The following is a 19,731-nucleotide window of genomic DNA, read 5'->3' on the forward strand; positions in this document are numbered from 1 at the left end:
GTTCTGGTCGATGGCCTCGCGTTCAGCGCCATGCCCGAGGTCATGGCGAATCATGCGGCACGACTACCTTTCGTCGCCCTCGTGCACCACCCGCTCGGCTACGAGACGGGCCTGCCCGACAAGTGTGCCGACTTCCTCGTCAGCCAGGAACGCGAGGCATTGCGTCATGCGCGTGGCGTACTCGTGACCTCGACCACTACTTTTCGCACGCTCCTCAACGATTTTGGCGTTCCTGCTGACCGGATGCGGGCTGCCATGCCTGGAACGGACGAAGCGCCTATCGCTGTCGGCTCGAACACCGACACGATCGCACTGCTCGCGGTTGGTTCCGTCCTACCGCGTAAGGACTTCGCCGGTCTTGTCGCCGCGCTCGCCCCATCGAGCGGCTTGCCATGGACGCTGACGATCGCGGGAAGCACGAAACGAGACCCGACGGAAGTCCGGCGCCTGCGCGACGAGATCGACCGGCATGGCCTTGGTGAGCGGGTGGTGCTCGCGGGTGAGCTGGAAACGAGCTTTCTGGCGAAACTGTTGGATCGAACCGATTTGTTCGTCTCCTCTTCCCGCTACGAAGGCTTCGGCATGGCGCTGTCCGAGGCGGTGGCGCGGGGACTCCCGATTGTCGCCGTGGCAGGCGGAGCGGTCGCCGACTGGATGGACCCGGAAGCCACCTTGCTGGTTCCACCAGAGGATCCTCCTGCACTACAGCAAGCCCTCGGCCAGGCGCTGTCGAATCCTGACCTGCGCGCGCGTCTGCGGCGGGCCGCCCTGGTGGCGCGGGAGCGCCTCCCGACCTGGAGTGATTGTGCTCGTCAGGCAGATGCGCTGCTCCGCTCGCTCTTGCCAGCATGACCGTTTTTGCCGCTGATTGGCTCTCCCTGCGAGAGCCTCACGACGCCAGGGCCCGCAACAGCAAGGTGCTCAATGCAATGGCGGCCTGGGCGAAAGGGCGGCACGCGCTCCGGATCGTAGATCTGGGCGCCGGCACCGGCAGCGCACGCCGCGCCCTGTCGAGCTGTCTCCCATCCGACTGCACATGGACGCTCATTGAGCACGATCCTCGCCTGATCGTCACCGGCGAGGCGCAATTGGAGGCTGGAGCGAACGCCCATTATCGGCGGGCGGATCTCCTCAAGGATCTTGATTCGATCTTCAGCGAGAAGATCGATCTCGTCACTGCTTCGGCCCTGATCGACCTGGTGTCCGGGAACTGGCTGGAACATCTTGCCCGCCATCTCCGGCAGAAGCGCTGTGCAGCGTGGATCGGCCTCACCTATGACGGGCTTCTCCGCTTCACCCCTAAGATCGTCGGCGACCGCGCCGTAGCGGATGCATTCAACCATGACATGACGCGGGACAAGGGCTTCGGTCCGGCACTCGGCCCGCGCGCGCATCACATCCTCGCGGACCTGCTGCTGGGGCATGGCATCGTCATGGAGGGCTCATCACCTTGGCTGCTCGGTGAAGAGGATCAGAAGATGATCATGGCTACCGTGGACGGCATCGCTGATGCAGCGCTGGATGTACCAGAGATCGGCCTATGGCGGAGCCGGCGCCAGAGCGGTACGAGCGCGATGGAGGTTGGTCATCACGACCTGCTGTTCCTGCCCTGATCCGGCCAAGCATTGCCGCTTGCGGCGCAACACATAGAGCATGTCGTGGCCCAGCGTGAAGCGCTCCGGCTCGAAGCGCTCGGTCTCCTCCATGCAGGTCGCGGAGGGCAGGGGCAGCGCGTCGCGGCCCTGTCCGATGATCACCGGCGCGATGCAGAGGTCGAGCCGGTCGAGGCAGCCATGACGCCAGAATCGCGCGACCGTGGAGCCACCTCCCTCGATCATCACCCGCCGGAGGCCCTGCTTTGCCAATGCAGCCAGCACTGAGCGGGGGCAGTAGTTGCCATCGTCGGCACGCTCAATCGGCAGGACGGTCGCCCTCCCGTGTCCGCTGTCGCCCACGTTCTCCGGAAATGTCAGGAGCAGGGTTCGCTCGTCGGCATTGCGGAACACCCGGTAGTCTGCACCGAGCCTTCGTTTCGGGTCGATGATCGCGCGCCAGGGCGACCGGCCCGGACACAGCCGGACAGTCAGCTGTGGGTCATCGTGAAAAACGGTGCCTCCACCGACCACGACCACGTCCGATGTCGCGCGCAACCGATGCATATGCACGAGATCGCCGTGGCCGGTGACATAGGTGGACTGCCCGTTCGCCGTGGCGATCTTTCCGTCCAGACTCTGCCCGAGATGGGCGACGACGTGGAGGCCGTCCTGCGCCGGCACAACCGGCTCGTCATACAGGGCCGCCACGGAGCCTGCGCTTTCCATCAGGGGGCAGGCTCCTCGCGGATTGCTTCCACTTCGATCCGCACCGGGATCTCGTCGGGGATCCAGCCCTCCTGGAGCGCATAGGTGCTGCCGAAGTCCGATCGCTTGATGATCGTGGTGAGGGAAGCGCCCAGGACATAGTTGGTGCCGAACGGATATGGCCCGATCCGGTTCAGGGTCACGTCCAGCGTCACCTGCCGCGTGACCCCGCGCAACGTGAGGTCGCCAATGATCTGACCGGTGCGGTCCGACATCGGATCGGCATCCGTCATCACGAACTCCGCTACCGGATGAGAGTTCGCATCGAGAAAATCCGCTGAGCGCAAGTGCCGGTCGCGCTTCACGTCGTTGGTGAACACGCTGTCGACGTCGACCTTTACGCGCAGCGATGTGAGCGAGCGGGTGGTCTCATCGAAGATGAGTTCCCCTTGCACCCTCTGAAAGAACCCGAAGATCCGCGCGTAGCCGATGTGTGGGGCCTCGAACATCACCGTCGTATGATCGGGGTCCAGCCGCCAGCGGTTCTCGGCGTAGCCGGTCGCCGGTGCCAGCCAGAGGCACAAGGCAACCACGCCGATCAGTGGCTTCATCCAATGTCCTCGCCGTTCACCGCCGGCCGACCATGATGCCCGGCACGCTGCACCTTCGTCTCCAGATAGCGCAGATTGTGACGGTTCGCAGCGATGGACAACGGTACACGTTCGACCACCTGGATGCCGTGCTGGCCGATCGAGTTCACCTTCTCAGGGTTGTTCGTCAGCAGCTTCACCCGCCGCAGGCCGAGCGCACGCAGCATTTGGGCGGCGGTCCGGAAACTGCGCTCGTCCTGCTCGAAGCCGAGATGCGTGTTCGCATCCAGCGTGTCGAGGCCAGTCTCCTGCAAGCGGTAGGCTCGCAGCTTGTTGGTGAGCCCGATCCCGCGACCTTCCTGTCGCAGGTAGAGAAGGACGCCGGCGCCTTCCGCTGCCATTCGACGCAATGCAGTCTGAAGCTGCGGCCCACAATCGCAGCGCAGGGAGCCGAACACGTCACCAGTCAGACATTCCGAATGTAGCCGCACCAGCGGCGCATCGATCGTCGACGGAGCGCCCACGACCAGGGCCACGTGTTCATACGCGACGTCCGGGGCGCGGAACGCCACGATCTTGGCCGTTTCGGTCAAGCTGATCGGAAGCTGTGCCTGGACCGTCGGCACCAGCGGCGGATCCGCCTCGGGAACGACCGACCCCGCCGCTATGCATTCAACGACGGCATCCGGTTCGCGCCGTCCAACCGGTGCGGCGACGAGCGCCGGAAGCAGGGCTGCGCGCTTTGCAAGGTCGATTGCCGCTGATTCTGCTGCCGTCGCCGGCTCTACGACAAGCGCCGGCAGCCCGACCGGGCCCCGGCCGGTCGTAGGGAGCCCAGCCAGCATTTCCAGGAGTTCATCGCCGCCGGCATGCGGCACGGCCAGCGCCACGCATACTGCTCCTCCGGCGTCCAGCCCGAGCGCTCGCGCGCGTGCGCCTGTCAGCACGAGCCTCACCGCCTCACCCCCGGAGCGGGCGAATGCCAATGCCGCCGCCGTTCCGGCACCATCCATGGCGACACAGTCGACGGGCGTACCGTGTGGATCCAGGATCCGGACGATCCCGCCCTCGCGCATCACTGCCTCGGCAGCGGCCATGCGTGCACGTCGCCGGATGGCCGGCTCGGTCGCATACCCCATCCCAGATTTCTCGTTCCGCCCGAGCATCATTTTCCCCGAGATCTGACTTCAGCCTTGCGGCGTATGACAGCTATGTGAATGGCTAACATGACGTAGGCCGGAAGCGGTTACTGGTAGAAGATGGGCTTGGCACCCGCCGATGTCGATAACACACCATACGAACAGTGGAGCGCCCTCGATCACCGGCAGCTGGACCAGGCTGATCATACGCTGGTCGTGGCCACTCCTGCCATGCGTATTGACGCTCGCTGCCGTGGCGACCGCAGCGCAGCTGGGCGGCTTGCCGGCTCTGCTGCCTGCTCTGCCGCTCGTCTTGGTTGCCATCGTCATTGCGATGTCAGCGGCCCTTGCCACCGATTCAGATGGCCCAGGACCTGCAGATCTCATCACGGGCCTTCGCCTCGGCATGGCGATCGGCATTGGTTCGGCCGCCTTGTTCGCCGCGCCGAAGCCGGCGCTGGTGACAGCCCTGCTTCTGATCGCGCTTGCCACCGATGCGTTTGACGGGTGGCTGGCTCGCGGCAGCGGGACCGCCAGTTCGTTCGGCGCACGCTTCGATCTCGAAACGGATGCAGTGCTGCTGGCCGCTGCGTCGCTGCACGCGGCGGCCTTCGCTGGAGCACTCGTGCTGGTGGCGCCGCTGCTGCGTCCGGCCTGGGTTATCAGTTGCCGATTTCTGCCCTGGCTCGACCAGCCACTGCCGCCGTCCCGACGCCGCCAGACGCTCTGCGCACTCCCGATCTTCTTGCTGATCTTCGTGCCCTGGCCGCTCGGCGGGTCGGTCTGGGCGGCACCCGTGGGCCTGACGGCCGTGTTGTTGCTGTTCGTCTCGTTCGCGATCGACGTTGTGCATCAATGGCTGCGCCGTGCTGCAAGCTCGCCGGCGTGACCAGATACCTGCTGCTGGTCGCACCAGCGTTTCTGCTCGCGATCCTCGGGCTCAACCTGCCGAACTCGCTCGACGAGCTGCGCATGCCGCAATTCTGGAGCCTGCCTGTCGAGTTGCTCCTTGCGTTGCTCCTCGTGATCCTGGCGGGCGCCCGACTTGGCCGCCAACTGGCACGCGTCCTGGGCTTGATCCTTGCACTGATGATCCTCGTCCGGATCGGAGACCGGCTCCTGTGGCTCTGGTTCGGCCGCGAGCTAGTGATCGCAACCGACATCGAACTCGTCCTGCCACTCCTGGAAGTCTCGTCGGGCGGCTGGCGGTTCCTGCCTCTTGCTGCGGTCGTGGCGCTGCTTGCGAGCTGCGCCCTTCTCCTGGCTTGGCCCCTGGTGAAGGGGCTGCAGGCGATGGCCGGCCTGCCGCGGCCGCTGGCGCTCGCTCCGGCCCTGGCGGCTTCCTTGTGGCTGATGGGTGGCCCAATCTCCGCAGCCGGCTTTACCCAGGTGAAGAACCAAGTCGCCCGTCTGGCGGACGCGCGAACTGCCCAGATGCGCTTCCAGGCCGCGCTCGCCACTGATGACTGGCGCCGCGCACTCCCCGCCGAGCTTTTTCCGCAACTGCGTGACGTCGACGTCCTGGTCGTCTTCGTCGAGTCCTATGGCCGGTCGTCCTTCGACCAGCCGGAGGTGGCCACAGCCGTCGGACCCTCCCTGGATCGCTTCGCAGCTGCGGCACATGACGCAGGCAAGATTCTCGTGAGTGGCTACCTGCGCTCGCCCACGGTGGGCGGCCAGTCATGGCTGGCCCACGCTACCGTCGCCTCCGGTATCAGGACGACCGGCCAGGGGGGGTGGCGGGTTTACTTGCAGTCCGCCGACGCCGACCTCGCCCATCTGTTCGGGCGTGCTGGCCACGCCACCTTCATGGTGCAGCCCGCCATCGTCCGGCCATTCCCCGAAGCCGACCGGCTTGGGTTCGACCGGCTGCTGTTCGCTGAGGAACTGGACTATCGCGGACCCCGTCCCGGCTACGTGACCATGCCGGACCAGTTCACCCTGCACCGGGTCGAACAGCTGTTGGATGACCAAGTGGGCGGACCGAGCTACGGCCAGGTCGCCCTGATCGGCAGCCATGCGCCGTTCACGCCGCCGGTACCACGTCCCGTTCCCTGGGCCGGGATGGCCGATGGCCACGTTTTCGCGGGCCAGATTGAGCCGGGCATGGACCCGGCGCCGCTCTGGGCGGACACCAATGCCCTCCTCGATGCCTACAAGGACACGATCGCACGCACGCTGGACGTGCTGGCGGGCTGGGTGATGCTACCCTCGGCCCGACCGCGCCTCGTCCTGCTTCTGGGCGATCATGAGCCCGCCGCCCGCGTGCTCGGCCGATCGCCCGGCTACGATGTGCCGCTCCATGTCCTAGCCACGTCGCCTGACCTCGCGGCACCATTTCGCAGGCTTGGTTTCGTCGATGGCGCCCGGCCGGATCCATCCGTCGAACCGGTCGGCATGGAGAGCCTGCGAAAGATCATGCTCGATGGCTTTGCCCATCAGCGGCATCCGAAGCTTGCTTCAACGGACGGCACTGCCCAGCTCGAGTAGGTCCGGCTCAGCTGCGTTCGGCGCCATCGGATATGTACTCGGGGCCGATTGCGATCCCAGCAGCACCCCCCTGCCGGAAGACCTCGGTCCAGAACGCTTCCAGCTCGCGCGCCACCGAAGCCGACAAAGGCGGTCGGCCAGGGGCATGGCTGCGTCCCGTCCCAAAGGCATCCACGTCGATCCCGGCCACGTCGGGCAATGCGTCCTGCGCCTCGACACGCGCGACGGATGGGCCGGCACCCTGGTTCGTCAACGTGGAGAGGGTCAGCACGTCCGAATTCTCCAGCATGTCCGAGAACATGACCAGCCGTGCGACCTGAGCGTTCCGGTTCGTTGCCATCACCGTCCGGACCGTCTCCAGGATCGCCGAATGTTCATAATGGACAGGCTGCTTCAGGAGATCCAGCAGGGTTGCCAGCAGCTTGCGGGTGAAGTCCTGACGGTTCGCGCGCGCCACGATTGGCTTGCAGGTGCTGAACAGGCTGTCGAGGATACCCTGCTCGGGACAACCGGGTACGCACGCATCAAACAGGCGACGGCTATCGGCCGCACTCCCGCCGATCGTGTAGAGCAGCAGCCGGTCGCCGGTGCCCAGCTCCCTGAAGAACCGGTCCAGCCCGTCGACCAGTACCTCCCGGTCCCGCTCGTCATAGGCGGTGGTGCGGTCGATCAGGAACAGGATGGAACGGGTGCTGCTTGCGCAATAGTCGGTCGCCTGGGCCTCGGCGTCAGCCGGCAGAGCGCATATCGACCACATTAGCAGGATCGTCGATACCAGCCATTGGCGCATCATCCAGGCTCCGCTGCAGCGCCCGTGCAATGCCGGGCTCACTGAAATCATCGAGGCAGGGTGGACTCGCCCCGTCGGTCCGCCCGAGCCGGTTGCCGATGCGATAGGAACCGAAGCGCTCTACCAGCGTCCGTGCGACGGCTCGTACCATGGCCGGCTGATGCTGGGCTGCCTGATCCAGCGTGCGCCGCGCTGTCGCCAGCTCATTGTCGATCCGGACCAGCTGGCGGTCGAGCGTGGAGATACGCTCGTCGAACTGACGGGAGAGCGCCGCTTCCCGCCGCTCATAGTTCCAGCGCATCTTGTTCAGCCGCCGCTCCGTCCGCTTGGACTGGGTCACCGCCGCCTCGTAGTCGGGATGCGGGTCGTGCCGCACGAAGCTGACAATGGCACCGACGACCAGGAGCGCCATGTTCAGGATGAGGAGCGTCCACCCTGGGCCTCCAAGCTCCACCGAAAGCACTTCCCGTGCACTGGATAGCCCACCCTCCAGGCCCTGGCGCAACAAGGTGCCGAAGTCGCTAGCTGCCTCCGCTTCCAGCAGAGCCAGGTAGTGCTGGCGCATTGCCGCGATGAAGTAGAGCAGCGGTGCCGCGATCGCGATGATCAGGAGCACGCCCGCCAAGTGCCCGAGCTTGCCTCCGAGCGTTTTGTAGCTGGCCGCCTGCCGGAGCCAGAGCCCGGCCTGGTGAGCAAAGAACGCCAGGAGGAGACCGACCGCGAAGGACAGGAACAGGGAAACGATCGGCGCTTCCTGGAAGAACAGCTCGAACGCCAGCCGGTTGATCGGAATCTCGGCGATCGCGATGATCAGCAGGATGAAGGGATAGATGGGCACCATGCTGGTGCGCAGGGGGCGGCCCAGGTCGGCCTCGATCTGCGACGCACGGCCCCGCGCCTCGACATGCTGATCGACCGCGCTCTGCATCCGCGTGCTGCGCGGACCGACCGTCTTGTTCAGCTCGGCCAGCGCGCTGGTCCGCTCCTCCAGAACACCGGCCTTGCGCTTCTGGTAATTCTCGTCCGCCTCGCGGGCCAGCTCGTCGACCTGCCGCTCGTTGGTGATCACCAGCTCCATGCGGTCGCGCTCGTAGGCACCGAGTGCACCTTTGGCCTGCCCGAGCAGGCTGCCGTAGTAGAGACACTCCCGGTCGTTGACCTTCGGCTCGCCTGCTGCGCCGTGCTTGCGGCCGGTTGCCTCGTCGGCACGGCGGTCGCCCGATGAGTAGCGCAGGTAGCCAGTCAGATGCGCATTGGCGATCTGCTGCAGACGGTGATCCGACATCCAACAACTCTCCGGGCGGGACGACGTACCGCCGACACTGTCGGATGAAATCGCCCCCGCAGGGAAAAGATTCAACCGCGCAACCGCTATTTCCTCAGGCTCTGGCGGCGGTTGCGCCGGTCGCCACGCGTTCGACACCTCTCACCAGCGAGATCGCGCGGTCGGCGATGGCCATGGTCGGTGCATTGGTGTTGGCCGATACGAGCTTTGGCATGATCGAGGCATCGATCACGCGCAGGCCCATCACTCCCTGCACCGCCAGGTCGGGTCCCACCACCGTCGCCGGATCGCCGGATCTGCCCATCCGGCAGGTCCCGACCGGATGAAAATCGGTGCGCGCAGTGCGGCGCAGATGGGCGGCGATGTCCTCGTCGCTGGTGGCCTGTGGGCCAGGCAGCAGCTCGTCCACGATCACGTCGGCCAGCGGGCGGGAGCGCATGATCTCGCGGACGGCCCGCACGCCGGCGACGTGATGGCGCATGTCATCGGGGTGTTCGAGATAGTTCGGATGAACCAGCGGCATGTCATTGGGATCGGCGGAACGCAGCTTCACCCAGCCGACGGAGCGGGGCCGCAGCAGCACGGTGTGCAGCGTCACCCCGTCCACCGCCGGCACGTCGCCGGCATAGCTCGTCGTCGGCACGCAGTAGACCTGCATCACCGGATCGCCGGTTCCATCCTCCGGCACATGGAACGAACAGGCCTCGACGCCGGTGCTGGTGATCCGTCCGCGCCGGAACAAGACGTATTCGATCCCGTTCAGCACCATCTTCAGGCCGCGGTCATGCCCGAAATGTCCATAGTTGCCGTTCGTCGAGGCCACGACCGGCGAGCCGGGATGGTCCTGGAGGTTCTGGCCGACACCAGGCAGATCGACCTTCACCTCGATCCCCAGGCTGCGCAGATGGTCCGCCGGGCCAATGCCAGACAGCATCAGCAGCTTCGGCGACACGAAGGCGCCGCCGGCCACAAGTACTTCCCCATCCACGTGCGCGGACTCGATCTTTCCGTCGTGGATGAATTCCACGCCCATCGCCCGCCCGTTCTGGACGATGATCTTCGTGACATGGGCATGGGTGCGCAGGTGGAGGTTCGGGTTGTCCATGACCGGCCGCAGGAATGCATCCACCGCGCTGCACCGTCGTCCGGGCGTGCCGGTGATCTGCAGGTAGCCGACGCCACCCGGCGAGCCGTTGTTGAAGTCGGCCCTGAACGGCACCCCCATGCCCTGAACGGCCCGCACAAACATGTGGGTCATGTCACAAACGAACCCGCCGCTGCCGACCTTCAGCGGTCCATCGATCCCGTGCAACTCGTCGTTGAACCGCTGGTTGCCTTCCAGCGCCTTGAAGTGGGGGAGGATCTTCTCCCAGGACCAGGCCTCGCTGCCGGCAAGCTCGCCCCACGCATCGTAGTCTGCGATCCGGCCGCGCATGTAGGCCTGGGCATTGATGCTGCTGCCGCCACCGAGCACCCGTCCTTGCGGGATCGTGAGCACGCGCCCATCCAGCTGCGGCTGTGGCACGGTCTCGTGGTGGCTCATGTACTTCTTGCTGGAGAGCAGCTTCACAAAGCCTGCTGGGATGCGCAGCAGCCAACCGTCGTCAGGACCGCCCGCCTCGAGCAGCAGCACCTTCGCACCGAATTCCTGCGTCAGCCGCCAGGCCGCGACACAGCCGGCACTGCCGCCCCCGATCACGATATAGTCGTAGCTCACCACCGCCCGTTCCTTCTGCGAGGAATCCATCCGACCGTCCCCACATCCCGGGTCGGTCGCGCAGGCGAGGCTCCCTGTCCTGCCGCCGCAAGGAGCCTATGGAAGATCGGGAACGGCAGCCAGACCTAAGCGACGTTCGTCCTGGGACGTAACGGCTGGCCCGGTGGCGGCCGTCACTTGTCGAGCTATGTCTGTTTTCCGCTACGGTCGGTCAGGAAGAGCGGTCGTCCAGCGTGAAGCCCAGCTTCAGGGTGACCTGGAAATGCTTGACCTGACCATCCTCGACATGACCCCGCGTCTCCACGACCTCCAGCCAGCGGATGTGGCGCAACGTCTTCGACGCGTCTGCGACCGCACCCTTGATGGCGTCCTCGATGCTGCTGCTCGAGGACCCGACGACCTCGATGACCCGGTAGGTATGGTCGGACATGGCTTCTTCCGCTTCGGCTTGCTTCCTCTGCGGGAAGAAAAGCCCACCCTACCGATCCGGTTCCACACCGCCCGTTGTAGAATAGCTGCATCCGGCCGTCAGGCGACGACCACTCGATCTTCGGCGGGCTCTTCGCCGTGGATCAGCCGCATGATCCCCTCGGACATCTGGCGGTAGTCGCGGTTGTTCACGAGCGTGCCGGTGACCCGGTAGCCGTCCATCACCGAGATCCTGTCGGCCAGCGTGATCATCTCAGGCATGTCCGAGGTGATCAGCAGGATGCTGGTACCGTCCTCGGCCAGGGCCCGGAGCAGTTCGTGCAGGTAAGCCTTGGTCTTGATGTCGATCCCGACCGACGGCTCATCGACGATCAGGATCTTCACGCCCGCCGCCAGCCACTTGGCCACCGACACCTTCTGTTGATTGCCGCCGGAGAGCAATCCCACCTGCTGCGCCAGGGAAGGCGTCTTCACTTCCAGTCGTTCGATGGCCGGGGAAACCCGGCTCCGGACCGTCCCGTCCTTCAGGTACCCGAGCAACCCGGCCAGCTTCGACCAGACGGTGATCCCGGCGTTTGCCAGCACCGAATGAGCCAGTACCAGTCCTTCGCCCTTGCGGTCCTCGCTGACATAGCCCAGCCCGTGACGATGCAGCGCCTCCGACACTGAATTGATGGCGACGGTTTTCCCGTCGATGGCGACCGTGCCGCTCGCGATCGGAAACAGCCCGATCAGGCATTTCGCCAACTCGCTGCGCCCGGCCCCGACCAAGCCATAGAGACCAAGGATCTCGCCGGCATGGAGCGTCAGGCTGACATTCTTGTGTCCCAGCATCGTCGAGACATCGGTGAGCTGTAGAACCACCGGCTCGGTCGTACGGTCACGTTCGGCCCAGGCCGGGATTTGCTCGTTACGGCCGATCATCAGGCGCACGAGATCCTGCCGGCCCATCCCGGCCATGGACTGGCTCTGGCAGGCATTGCGTCCGTCCCGCAGCACCGTGACGGAGTCGCAGATCTGCAGGACTTCCTCAAGCTTGTGGCTTACGAACACGATGGTGACACCGTCTCGCTTCAGCCGCTCCAGGAGGGCGAACAGGTGGGTCGTCTCGTGTGGGGTCAGCGACGCGGTAGGCTCGTCCATCAGGAGCACCCGCGAGCGTAGCGATAGTGCCTTGGCGATCTCCACCAGCTGCATCTTGGCCGCGGACAACCGTCCGACTGGAGTGGCAGGGTCGACGTCCAGCTCCAGGAGGTCCAGCCAGCGCTTGGCCTCGGCCTGGAGCACGGACTGGTCGACCTTGGAGAGGACGGAAGGGCCCAGCCGCTCCAGCATGATGTTTTCGGCCACCGAGAAGCGCGGGATGAGATTGCGCTCCTGGTGCACCACGCCGACCCCTGCGGCGATGGCCGCGTGCGGATCGGCGAAACGCACCGGCTGGCCGTCCAGCAGCAGTTCGCCCTCGTCCAGCCGGTGAACACCGGTCAGGATCTTGATCAGCGTGGACTTGCCGGCCCCATTCTCTCCGAGCAGTGCGTGGATCGAGCCCTTGGCAAGCGTGAGATTTACGTCGTCGAGGGCACGTACGCCGGGGAACGACTTGCCGATGCCACGGGCCTCCAGGAGTGGCCGTTCCATCAGGCCCTCCTCAGGCGGCGTTCGACGCGCACTTCTCGCCAACGGTTGATGCCGACGGCCCAGAGGATCAGCACGCCCAGCACGATCTGCACCACGAACGGGTCGATGTGGAACAGGACGAGAGACTGGGTGATGATCGCCACCACGACGACGCCCAGCGCCGTGCCCGCCACCGAGACATGCCCGCCGGCCAGGACCGCGCCGCCGATCACCGGTGCGGCGAACGACAGGATCAGCCAGTCGTCGCCGATCGATGGCTGCCCGATCTGCAGCCGGGCCACGACCATGACGCCGCCGAGCGCGGCCAGCAGGCCGGACAGGCCGTGCGCCCAGACTGTCGTCTCGACGATGGAGATGCCGGACAGCTCGGCGGCATGGGCGTTGCCGCCGACCGCCAGGATCTGCCGTCCGACCCTGAGCTTGGCCAGCAGATACCAGATGAACAGGCCGGCGATCGCAGCGGGCAGGACCAGCCAGGGGATCGGCCCCAGCATGTTGGTGTTGCCGAATGCCTTCACGGCCTCCGGGATGCCGTAGAAGGGCTGTGCCTCGGTGATGCCGAGGTTGACGCCCTTGTAGAAGGAGAGGCTGGCCAGCGTGATGATGAAGGCGCTGATGCCGGTCCGCGCGATGATGATGCCGTTGGCCAGTCCGGCGGCCGTGCCGATCGCCAGGGCTAAGATGAGCGCCAGCGGGGCCGGCAGTCCCCACACTTCCATCATGCCGGCAAAGGCGATGGCGACCAGCCCGCCGATGGCGCCTACCGACAGGTTCATCTGGCCGAGCGCGATGATGATCATCTGGGCCAGCGCGATGACCAGGTTCACGGCGATAGCGGAGAGCAGCACCTGGACGTTGAACGATGACAGGAAGGATGGCTCGATCGAGCCGATGGCGGCGACCGCGATCACCACCACGATCAATGGACCGAACCAGTCAGTATCGGTCGCTTTGCCGAGGAATGTCTGCATCACACGGCGATCCGATGGCGGGCCAGCAGCCGGCGGCGGCCCAGGTCGAGCAGGACGGCGGCCAGCAGGAGCAGCCCGAGGAAGGCCTGCACCCAGAACTCGCCGACCCGCAGCAGCAGGAGGCCGTTCGTGAGCGCGCTCACCAGCATCGCACCCAGGAACGTGCCGAGGACGGAGACTTTCCCGCCGGTCAGAAGCGTGCCACCCAGGACTGGGGCCAGGAAGGCCGGCAGGAGCCAGTCCTGGCCGAGATGGCCGGCCATGGATGGAATGGCGGCGCCATGACGCGCGGTCAGCATGGCGCCGGCCAGCGCTGCCAGGATGCCGGACAGGATATGGCAGCCGACGATCGTCCGATCGACCCGGATACCCGACACTTCAGCGGCCCGTGGACTGGCGCCGGCAGCCAGCATTCGGCGTCCTAGTGCAGTGAGGCGATAGAGCCAGGCAAGCACAAGACCGGCGACGATGCTGACCAGGAACAGGGGCGACAGGAAGCCCATGAGCCGCAGCTTGCCGAACTGGGCGACCTCTGGCGGCAACCCGCGAAAGGCTTCGGCCCGGCTGAGGAACACCATGCCGCCGAAAAAGATGCTCATCGTGGCAAGCGTGATGATGAAGCTGTGCACGCCGCTCCGTACGATCACCTCGCCGTTGACAGCACCGAGCGCCGCGCCGACGAGCAGTGTAACGGCAAGCCCGAGCGGCCAGGAGAAACCCAGCCGCTCCATGGCAAAGCCGCCGGCCATGACCGCGCAGACGCCGATCGCGCCGACGGCCAGGTTCAGGCCGCCCGATACGATCACGACCATCATCGAGAAGCCGATGACGATGTCGATCGCCATCGTGCGGCCGAGCGTGAAGAGGTTGAAGGGCGAGGCGAAGCCCTTGGTCGCGAGCGAGAAGATCGCCGCGAACACGCAGATCAGGACGATCAGGCCGAACTCGTTGCCACCGAGAAAGCCCGCCTGGACGAAGGAAGCGGTCTTGGCCGGTCTGGCCGGAGCCGCAGGAAGCGTGCCTGCCGGTTGCATCGATATCCCGAACGGAAGAACACGAGAAAGGCTGCCCCGGCCATGGAGCCGGGGCGACGGGATCAGCTGCAGCTGAGGTACTTGCTCTCGAAGTCGGTCATCAGCTGCTTGGTCACGGCCTGCATCGCACCGACATAGTTGTCGACGCCGGAAGCGTCCACGAAGGCCGTGCCGCTGTCGATGAACCGGTTGGTCAGCGCGGTCGCGCCGAACGGCGCGTCCTCCTTGACCGTGCAGCCGCTGCGCAGCCGGTCGATCGCGAACGTGCCGATGTAGCCCTGGCCATAGGGGTTCTGCAGCATCGTGCCGTCGACGAAGCCATCCTTGATTGCCTGCAGGACGACCTCGTCATGGTCGATGCCGACCATCTTGATGCGCTTGTCGCCGATCTTGCGCAGGGCGTTGGCCGATACGACCGCCGGGATCCAGGCGGTGGTCACGATGCCGTCGACCTCGTTGCCATGGGCGGCGAGGTAGGCGTTGATCTTCTCCTCGGCAGGCTCGGGCGCGTCGATGTCGGCGATCACCTGGATGACCTCGACCGCACCGTTGGTCTCGGCCGCCGCCTTGTTCACCGCGTCGATGCGCAGCTGCGTGTTGGGGTCGACGAGGAAGCCCGTGAAATGGGCGATCTTGCCCTTGCCGCCCATCCGCTTGATGAGCTCCTGGGTTCCAAGATAGGCCGAATTGCCCGTATCGGTGCCCAGGCAGAATGCGGCATCCGACGGCTCTTTCAAGCAGCCGGCCGTCGCGATCACCGGCGCGCCCTGTTCGACCAGTTCGCTCACCACGCCGTTGCCGCCGACCGGGTCGCCGGGGAACACCAGGAAGCCGTTGTAGCCCTGGGTGATCAGGCTCTCGAGGAGCTGGTTCTGCTGGGAAAGCTCCCACTTCGGCGGCACGCGATAATCGGCGCCAGCCAGCTTGAACTCGGCCGCCGCGTCCTTGCCTGCCTGCTCCCAGGCCGCAAAATAGGGGTGTGGTCCACCCGGAACGAGCGCGACCATCGTATCGTCGGCAGCACGCGCCGAGGTTCCTGCAATGCTCAGCAGCAAGCCTGCCGCGAGCGTGGTGAATATTGTCGTTTTGACCATGGCCTGTTCCCTGATCGCGATCTTGGCGCGGGCCGCCCAACTTAGTTGCGGCGCGTGAGCTGGATGCTAGGATACAAGCATCCGGTGCGCAAGAACTCGGGCAGCATGGAACAGGGATGGCGACGAACGCAGCTGCGACAGTGCTCGAACCGATCATGGAGGTGGGCGGTCCTCGCTTCGAACTGCTCGTCGACCGGCGACGGAACGTGGCCGATCAGATCTACGCCGGACTGCGTGATGCGATCGTCGAACTGCGCCTGGCACCGCGGACATTCATCAGCGAGAACATGATCTGCCGCCAGACCGGCGTTTCGCGCACGCCTGTTCGCAACGCCATCGTCCGGCTCGTCGAGGAAGAACTGCTCGACGTCTATCCCCAGCAGGGGACCTACGTCGCTCCGATCAAGATGGGCAAGGTCAAGGACGGCCACTTCATCCGCAAGGCGCTGGAGATCGCCATTCTCGAGAAGGCAGCGCCCGCCTGGACGACTGCCGCGTCGGCCGAGGCGCACGCTGTCCTGGCCGAGCACGAGGCCCTGCACGACCTGAGCGATGTCCACGCCTTCTTTCGCGTCGACGTGAAGTTCCACCAGTGCTTCGCGCGTGCAGCCGGCGTGGAGGGGGTGTGGCGACCGATCCAACATGCCAAGGCCCACCTGGACCGCCTGCACCGCCTGGGCTTCCCGCTCAACGACCGCATGAAGGCCGTGGCCCTCGAGCACCGTGCGATCCTCGACGCCTTCGAAGCCGACCGCCTCGCCCTGGCCCGTGCACGGCTGAACGCGCACCTGGACGTCATCCTGAGTATGCTCGGCCAGTTGCACGAGGCGTACCGTGACTATTTCGACGAATAGGAGCTTCGGCCATGCGCAGATACGGCAGTTGCATCAGGCTGCGGCCGGAGGCCATCGAAGAGTACGAGCGGCTGCATGCTGCCGTCTGGCCGTCCGTGCTCCAGATGATTGCCGCCTGCAACATCCGCAACTACTCGATCTTCCTGAAGCGTCCGGACAACATCCTGTTCACCTACTTCGAGTACCACGGCACCGACTTCGCAGCCGACATGGCGAAGATGGCGGCGGACCCTGAGACGCAGCGCTGGTGGAAGCTCACGGACCCGATGCAGGAGCCGTTCGAGGCGCGCGGCAAGGGCGAGTGGTGGGCGCAGATGGATGAGGTGTTCCACACGGACTGATCCGGTACGTGACTAGCTAGCCGCTGGCATCCATCGCCTGGGCGCGCTGGAAGGCCGGCCGCGCCAGGCAGCGATCGACATAGGCCGAAAGTGCCGGCCGCGGTTCAATCAGTTTGAACTGGTTCATGCCGAAGTTCACATCGGAGCCGATGATGACGTCCGCCGCAGTGAACTGGTCGCCGAGCAGCCAGGGCCTGCCTGCGACCGCTTGTTCCAGGACGTCCACGACACGCTCGAAGCTACCCCATCCGGCAGCCAGGTAGGGCAGCTTCAGGTTGCCGAACTTCTCGCCGAATGCAGCTTCAATGCAGTTGCCCGAGAAGAACAGCCACTTGAGGTAGCTGCCGCGCCTTGAGTCCCCGATCGCCGGCGCCAGCCCTGCTTGGGAGAACCGATCACCCAGATAGGCAGCGATGGCGCCCGATTCGGAAACGATCACCTCGTCGTCCACGAGAACGGGAACCTTGCCCATCGGGTTGATCGCCAGGAACGCAGGGTCAGTTTGTGGGCCTGATCGGATGTCGACAAGAACACGTTCATAGTCACAGCCGATCTCTTCCAGGAGCCAGAGAATCCTGAGTGAGCGTGACTTCGGCGCCCAGTAGAGCTGCATCTTTTTCCTCCCTCCGACCTGCGCATGACCATCGAGCGAACGGGCACCTCTTCTGGCAAAGGTTGTGTCTCCATTCTACCCTTGGAGGACCAACTCCGAGGTAGCCCTTGTCCAACCAAGCCGATGACCTGTTCGAGCTCTACGACCTCGAAATCGAGGTGGTGGCTGGCAACCAGCCGATGGTCTGCAACCACAAGGTCGGCGACCGCCTGTTCCTGTCGGGCGAAAACCTGTCCATGCCACCCGGGCAGAGCTTTCCGATCTATGCACTGGCGGCTCTCCTACCGCTGTTGCCCGCCAAGCAGCGCGATACCCACCCGAACGACTGGATGACCACGGATGCCGTTGTCGCCTGCCCGGACCCGCACTGCGGTGGACGCTTCCTGATCCGCCGCAGCGGTCGCACGGCCTTTCGCCACGCCGAGACCACCCGCGTTTCCCTGCGGGCGGAGAGCGATCGATGACCGTGGAAAGATACGAGCTGGCACCCGGCTATCGCATCTCCCGCATGCTGCGTGGCGGCTGGCAACTGGCCGGCGGCCATGGTCCGGTCGACCAGATGCGGGCCATCGACGACATGGCCGCCTTTGTCGACCAGGGCATCACCACCTTCGACTGCGCCGATATCTACACCGGTGTGGAGGAAATGATCGGTGTGTTTCGCGCGCAGGCTGGCGAGGAGCGTCGCCGCCGGCTGAAGGTCCATACCAAGTTTGTCCCCGACCTTGGCCACCTCCACCAGGTCGACCGGGTCTATGTCGAGCGAGTCATCGACCGTTCGCTCCGGCGCCTGCGCACCGACCGGCTGGACCTCGTCCAGTTCCACTGGTGGGACTATGCGGTCCCGGGCTGGCAGGAAACCGCGGCCTGGCTGGTCCACCTCCAAAAAGCCGGCAAGATCCACCTTCTGGGCGGCACCAACTTCGACCGCAACCACAGCGCGGCCCTGATCGACGCCGGCATGCCCCTCGTGTCCATGCAGAGCCAGTACTCCCTGCTCGACAGCCGAGTGGAGAAGGGGCTGGTGTCCTTGTGCGAAGGCAGCGGCATGAAATTGCTCTGCTACGGCACGCTCGCGGGCGGATTCCTCTCCGAGCATTGGCTGGGCCGGTCAGAGCCTGATGGCTTCGAGAACCGCTCGCTGATCAAGTACAAGCTGATCATCGACGATGTCGGCGGCTGGGAATTGTTCCAGGCCTTGCTGCAGCGGCTGAAGGCGGTCGCAGACCGGCATGGCGTCGCCATCGGCAACGTCGCAACGCGCTGGGTGCTGGACCGGCCGCAGGTTGCCGGGGTCATCGTCGGTTCCCGCTATGCGGACCATCTGGCGGACAACCTCCGCACCTTCAGCTTCGAGCTCGACCAGGATGACCATCGTGCCATCGACGAGATCCTGGCCCAGCGGAGGACACTCGAAGGCGACTGCTTCGACCTGGAGCGCGATCGCGACGGTCGCCATGGCCGTATCATGAAGTACGACCTGAGCAGGGCGACATGAGCGGAACGGCGGCCGCCATCCGCGAGATCGTCGAGTTCCACGAGTTCTTCACCTCCTGGCTCGGCAGCGGTAATGGCAGCCTTACGCGGGCCGAGGCCGCGCTGGCCGCCGACTTCCAGATGGTCGACCCGTCCGGCCACTTGCTCGGGCGTGCTGATGTTCTGACGGGGCTGAAGTCCGCCCGTGGCCGGTTCGGGCCGACGTTCCGCATCGAGATCGCCAACATCCAGGCCGTGGCGATCGACGCGGCGCATGTCATGGCGATCTACGTGGAACGGCAGTTGCACGGAGATGCGATGACCCAGCGTCGGTCCAGTGCGCTGCTGAAAACGGACCACCGGGCACCGCAGGGGTTCGTCTGGGTGCATCTCCAGGAGACCTGGATCAGCCCGACCTCATGACCGGACCCAGGCCGCGAAGCACCTCATCCAGAACCTCGTCGGTGAAATCGCCGTCGAGTGGCGCATGGCTGACCAGCGGGCCGTAGAAGAGCGGCCCGTAGATCAGGTCAAGCGCACTCTCCAGGTCGATGGCAGCCGGTGGCGGGCGATGAAATGGTTGCGGAAGGCCTTTGCAAGCTTGGTATTCGCGTTCTGCCGCCGCGACCATCGCTTCCAGGTTGCGTCCTGTGCGATTCACAAAGGCCATGCAACTGCCGCCGCAGCACGTCCGGTGGACATTCGTCGGCTGTTGGAGATCCGGATCGGCCGAAGCATGGTGATGCTTGCCAACGAGTACCCGGACTTCGGCCAGTTCTACGGCGACAGGAGCGGGATGATCGCTGATCTATCTGGCCATCTCTGGTCGGTAGCGAAGCGAATAGGAATGGTGGACCCTGCCGACATGCAACGTCGTTTCACCCAGGCTCTTGCTGGCAGCGCCTCCTACGCTTGACGGCGGCTGCTCCGCGCTTTCCACTCCAGCTCCGTTCACCGCTGGACCGAAGCA

Annotated in this window: 22 protein-coding genes; 10 read left to right on the plus strand and 12 right to left on the minus strand. The window is 65.3% G+C overall.

Going from position 1 to position 19,731, the window contains the following annotated elements; genetic code table 11:
- A partial coding sequence (locus tag VHL31_RS08380; protein ID WP_329660757.1) for a glycosyltransferase family 4 protein occupies window positions 1-852 on the plus strand: 852 nt, incomplete at its 5' end.
- Window positions 849-1,613, plus strand: coding sequence for a class I SAM-dependent methyltransferase (locus VHL31_RS08385; RefSeq protein ID WP_329660758.1), 765 nt, complete (start codon window positions 849-851; stop codon window positions 1,611-1,613). The genes VHL31_RS08380 and VHL31_RS08385, both read left to right, overlap by 4 nt.
- Here VHL31_RS08385 and VHL31_RS08390 read toward each other — a convergent pair.
- From VHL31_RS08390 to ribA, 3 genes are read right to left on the minus strand one after another with little or no spacing between them, the layout of a single operon-like run.
- The gene (locus VHL31_RS08390; RefSeq protein WP_329660759.1) at window positions 1,539-2,321 is read right to left on the minus strand and encodes a RibD family protein; all 783 of its coding nucleotides are present in this window, start codon (window positions 2,319-2,321) and stop codon (window positions 1,539-1,541) included. The two genes, VHL31_RS08385 and VHL31_RS08390, sit on opposite strands and share 75 nt — an antisense overlap.
- The gene (locus VHL31_RS08395; protein WP_329660760.1) at window positions 2,321-2,911 is read right to left on the minus strand and encodes a YceI family protein; all 591 of its coding nucleotides are present in this window, start codon (window positions 2,909-2,911) and stop codon (window positions 2,321-2,323) included. Before VHL31_RS08395 ends, VHL31_RS08390 begins: the two co-directional genes overlap by 1 nt.
- Window positions 2,908-3,780, minus strand: a complete 873-nt coding sequence (ribA, locus tag VHL31_RS08400; protein WP_329660761.1) for a GTP cyclohydrolase II — start codon at window positions 3,778-3,780, stop codon at window positions 2,908-2,910. Before ribA ends, VHL31_RS08395 begins: the two co-directional genes overlap by 4 nt.
- Before the next feature lie 583 nt (window positions 3,781-4,363).
- Here ribA and VHL31_RS08405 point away from each other — a divergent pair.
- Complete coding sequence (locus VHL31_RS08405; protein ID WP_329660805.1) at window positions 4,364-4,918, plus strand: CDP-alcohol phosphatidyltransferase family protein; 555 nt, start codon at window positions 4,364-4,366, stop codon at window positions 4,916-4,918.
- Window positions 4,915-6,519 (plus strand): sulfatase-like hydrolase/transferase, encoded by a 1,605-nt coding sequence (locus VHL31_RS08410; RefSeq protein ID WP_329660762.1) that lies wholly within the window; start codon window positions 4,915-4,917, stop codon window positions 6,517-6,519. The genes VHL31_RS08405 and VHL31_RS08410 overlap by 4 nt, the downstream gene beginning before the upstream one ends.
- A gap of 7 nt (window positions 6,520-6,526) precedes the next feature.
- Here VHL31_RS08410 and VHL31_RS08415 read toward each other — a convergent pair whose 3' ends face one another.
- From VHL31_RS08415 to VHL31_RS08450, 8 genes are all read right to left on the minus strand, one after another.
- Complete coding sequence (locus VHL31_RS08415; RefSeq protein WP_329660763.1) at window positions 6,527-7,276, minus strand: hypothetical protein; 750 nt, start codon at window positions 7,274-7,276, stop codon at window positions 6,527-6,529.
- Window positions 7,248-8,594: a hypothetical protein gene (locus VHL31_RS08420; protein ID WP_329660764.1), complete on the minus strand. Its 1,347-nt coding sequence runs from the start codon at window positions 8,592-8,594 to the stop codon at window positions 7,248-7,250. The genes VHL31_RS08415 and VHL31_RS08420 overlap by 29 nt, the downstream gene beginning before the upstream one ends.
- A 94-nt stretch (window positions 8,595-8,688) precedes the next feature.
- Window positions 8,689-10,341, minus strand: a complete 1,653-nt coding sequence (locus tag VHL31_RS08425) for a GMC family oxidoreductase (protein ID WP_329660765.1) — start codon at window positions 10,339-10,341, stop codon at window positions 8,689-8,691.
- Window positions 10,342-10,522: 181 nt separating this feature from the next.
- Entirely contained in the window at window positions 10,523-10,741 is a 219-nt protein-coding gene (locus VHL31_RS08430) for a dodecin (RefSeq protein WP_329660766.1), read from the minus strand.
- Between the two features lie 98 nt (window positions 10,742-10,839).
- Window positions 10,840-12,378, minus strand: a complete 1,539-nt coding sequence (locus VHL31_RS08435) for a sugar ABC transporter ATP-binding protein (RefSeq protein WP_329660767.1) — start codon at window positions 12,376-12,378, stop codon at window positions 10,840-10,842.
- The gene (locus tag VHL31_RS08440) at window positions 12,378-13,349 is read right to left on the minus strand and encodes an ABC transporter permease (protein WP_329660768.1); all 972 of its coding nucleotides are present in this window, start codon (window positions 13,347-13,349) and stop codon (window positions 12,378-12,380) included. The genes VHL31_RS08435 and VHL31_RS08440 overlap by 1 nt, the downstream gene beginning before the upstream one ends.
- On the minus strand, window positions 13,349-14,383 hold the full coding sequence (locus VHL31_RS08445; RefSeq protein ID WP_329660769.1) for an ABC transporter permease: 1,035 nt from the start codon (window positions 14,381-14,383) through the stop codon (window positions 13,349-13,351). The genes VHL31_RS08440 and VHL31_RS08445 overlap by 1 nt, the downstream gene beginning before the upstream one ends.
- A 62-nt stretch (window positions 14,384-14,445) precedes the next feature.
- A complete protein-coding gene (locus tag VHL31_RS08450; protein ID WP_329660770.1) occupies window positions 14,446-15,477 on the minus strand; it encodes a sugar ABC transporter substrate-binding protein in 1,032 nt (343 codons plus the stop codon).
- Window positions 15,478-15,593: 116 nt separating this feature from the next.
- Here VHL31_RS08450 and VHL31_RS08455 point away from each other — a divergent pair, with 116 nt between their 5' ends.
- Together VHL31_RS08455 and VHL31_RS08460 are read left to right on the plus strand one after the other, a co-directional pair.
- Entirely contained in the window at window positions 15,594-16,331 is a 738-nt protein-coding gene (locus VHL31_RS08455; RefSeq protein WP_329660771.1) for a GntR family transcriptional regulator, read from the plus strand.
- Window positions 16,332-16,342: 11 nt separating this feature from the next.
- A complete protein-coding gene (locus VHL31_RS08460; RefSeq protein WP_329660772.1) occupies window positions 16,343-16,672 on the plus strand; it encodes an L-rhamnose mutarotase in 330 nt (109 codons plus the stop codon).
- Window positions 16,673-16,688: 16 nt separating this feature from the next.
- Here VHL31_RS08460 and VHL31_RS08465 read toward each other — a convergent pair whose 3' ends face one another.
- Complete coding sequence (locus tag VHL31_RS08465; RefSeq protein ID WP_329660773.1) at window positions 16,689-17,285, minus strand: glutathione S-transferase family protein; 597 nt, start codon at window positions 17,283-17,285, stop codon at window positions 16,689-16,691.
- A 107-nt stretch (window positions 17,286-17,392) separates the two neighbouring features.
- Here VHL31_RS08465 and VHL31_RS08470 point away from each other — a divergent pair, with 107 nt between their 5' ends.
- The 4 genes from VHL31_RS08470 to VHL31_RS08485 all read left to right on the plus strand — a co-directional run bounded on the left by VHL31_RS08470 (window position 17,393) and on the right by VHL31_RS08485 (window position 19,677).
- A complete protein-coding gene (locus VHL31_RS08470; protein ID WP_329660774.1) occupies window positions 17,393-17,749 on the plus strand; it encodes a TIGR04076 family protein in 357 nt (118 codons plus the stop codon).
- Window positions 17,746-18,783 carry an aldo/keto reductase gene (locus VHL31_RS08475; protein WP_329660775.1) on the plus strand — a complete coding sequence of 346 codons (1,038 nt, stop codon included), beginning with the start codon at window positions 17,746-17,748 and terminating at the stop codon, window positions 18,781-18,783. Before VHL31_RS08470 ends, VHL31_RS08475 begins: the two co-directional genes overlap by 4 nt.
- On the plus strand, window positions 18,780-19,184 hold the full coding sequence (locus VHL31_RS08480) for a hypothetical protein (RefSeq protein WP_329660776.1): 405 nt from the start codon (window positions 18,780-18,782) through the stop codon (window positions 19,182-19,184). The genes VHL31_RS08475 and VHL31_RS08480 overlap by 4 nt, the downstream gene beginning before the upstream one ends.
- A 64-nt stretch (window positions 19,185-19,248) precedes the next feature.
- The gene (locus VHL31_RS08485; RefSeq protein ID WP_329660777.1) at window positions 19,249-19,677 is read left to right on the plus strand and encodes a hypothetical protein; all 429 of its coding nucleotides are present in this window, start codon (window positions 19,249-19,251) and stop codon (window positions 19,675-19,677) included.
- Window positions 19,678-19,731 lie beyond the last annotated feature (54 nt).

It is taken from the genome of Geminicoccus sp. (assembly GCF_036263595.1).
Taxonomy (GTDB): Bacteria; Pseudomonadota; Alphaproteobacteria; order Geminicoccales; family Geminicoccaceae; genus Geminicoccus.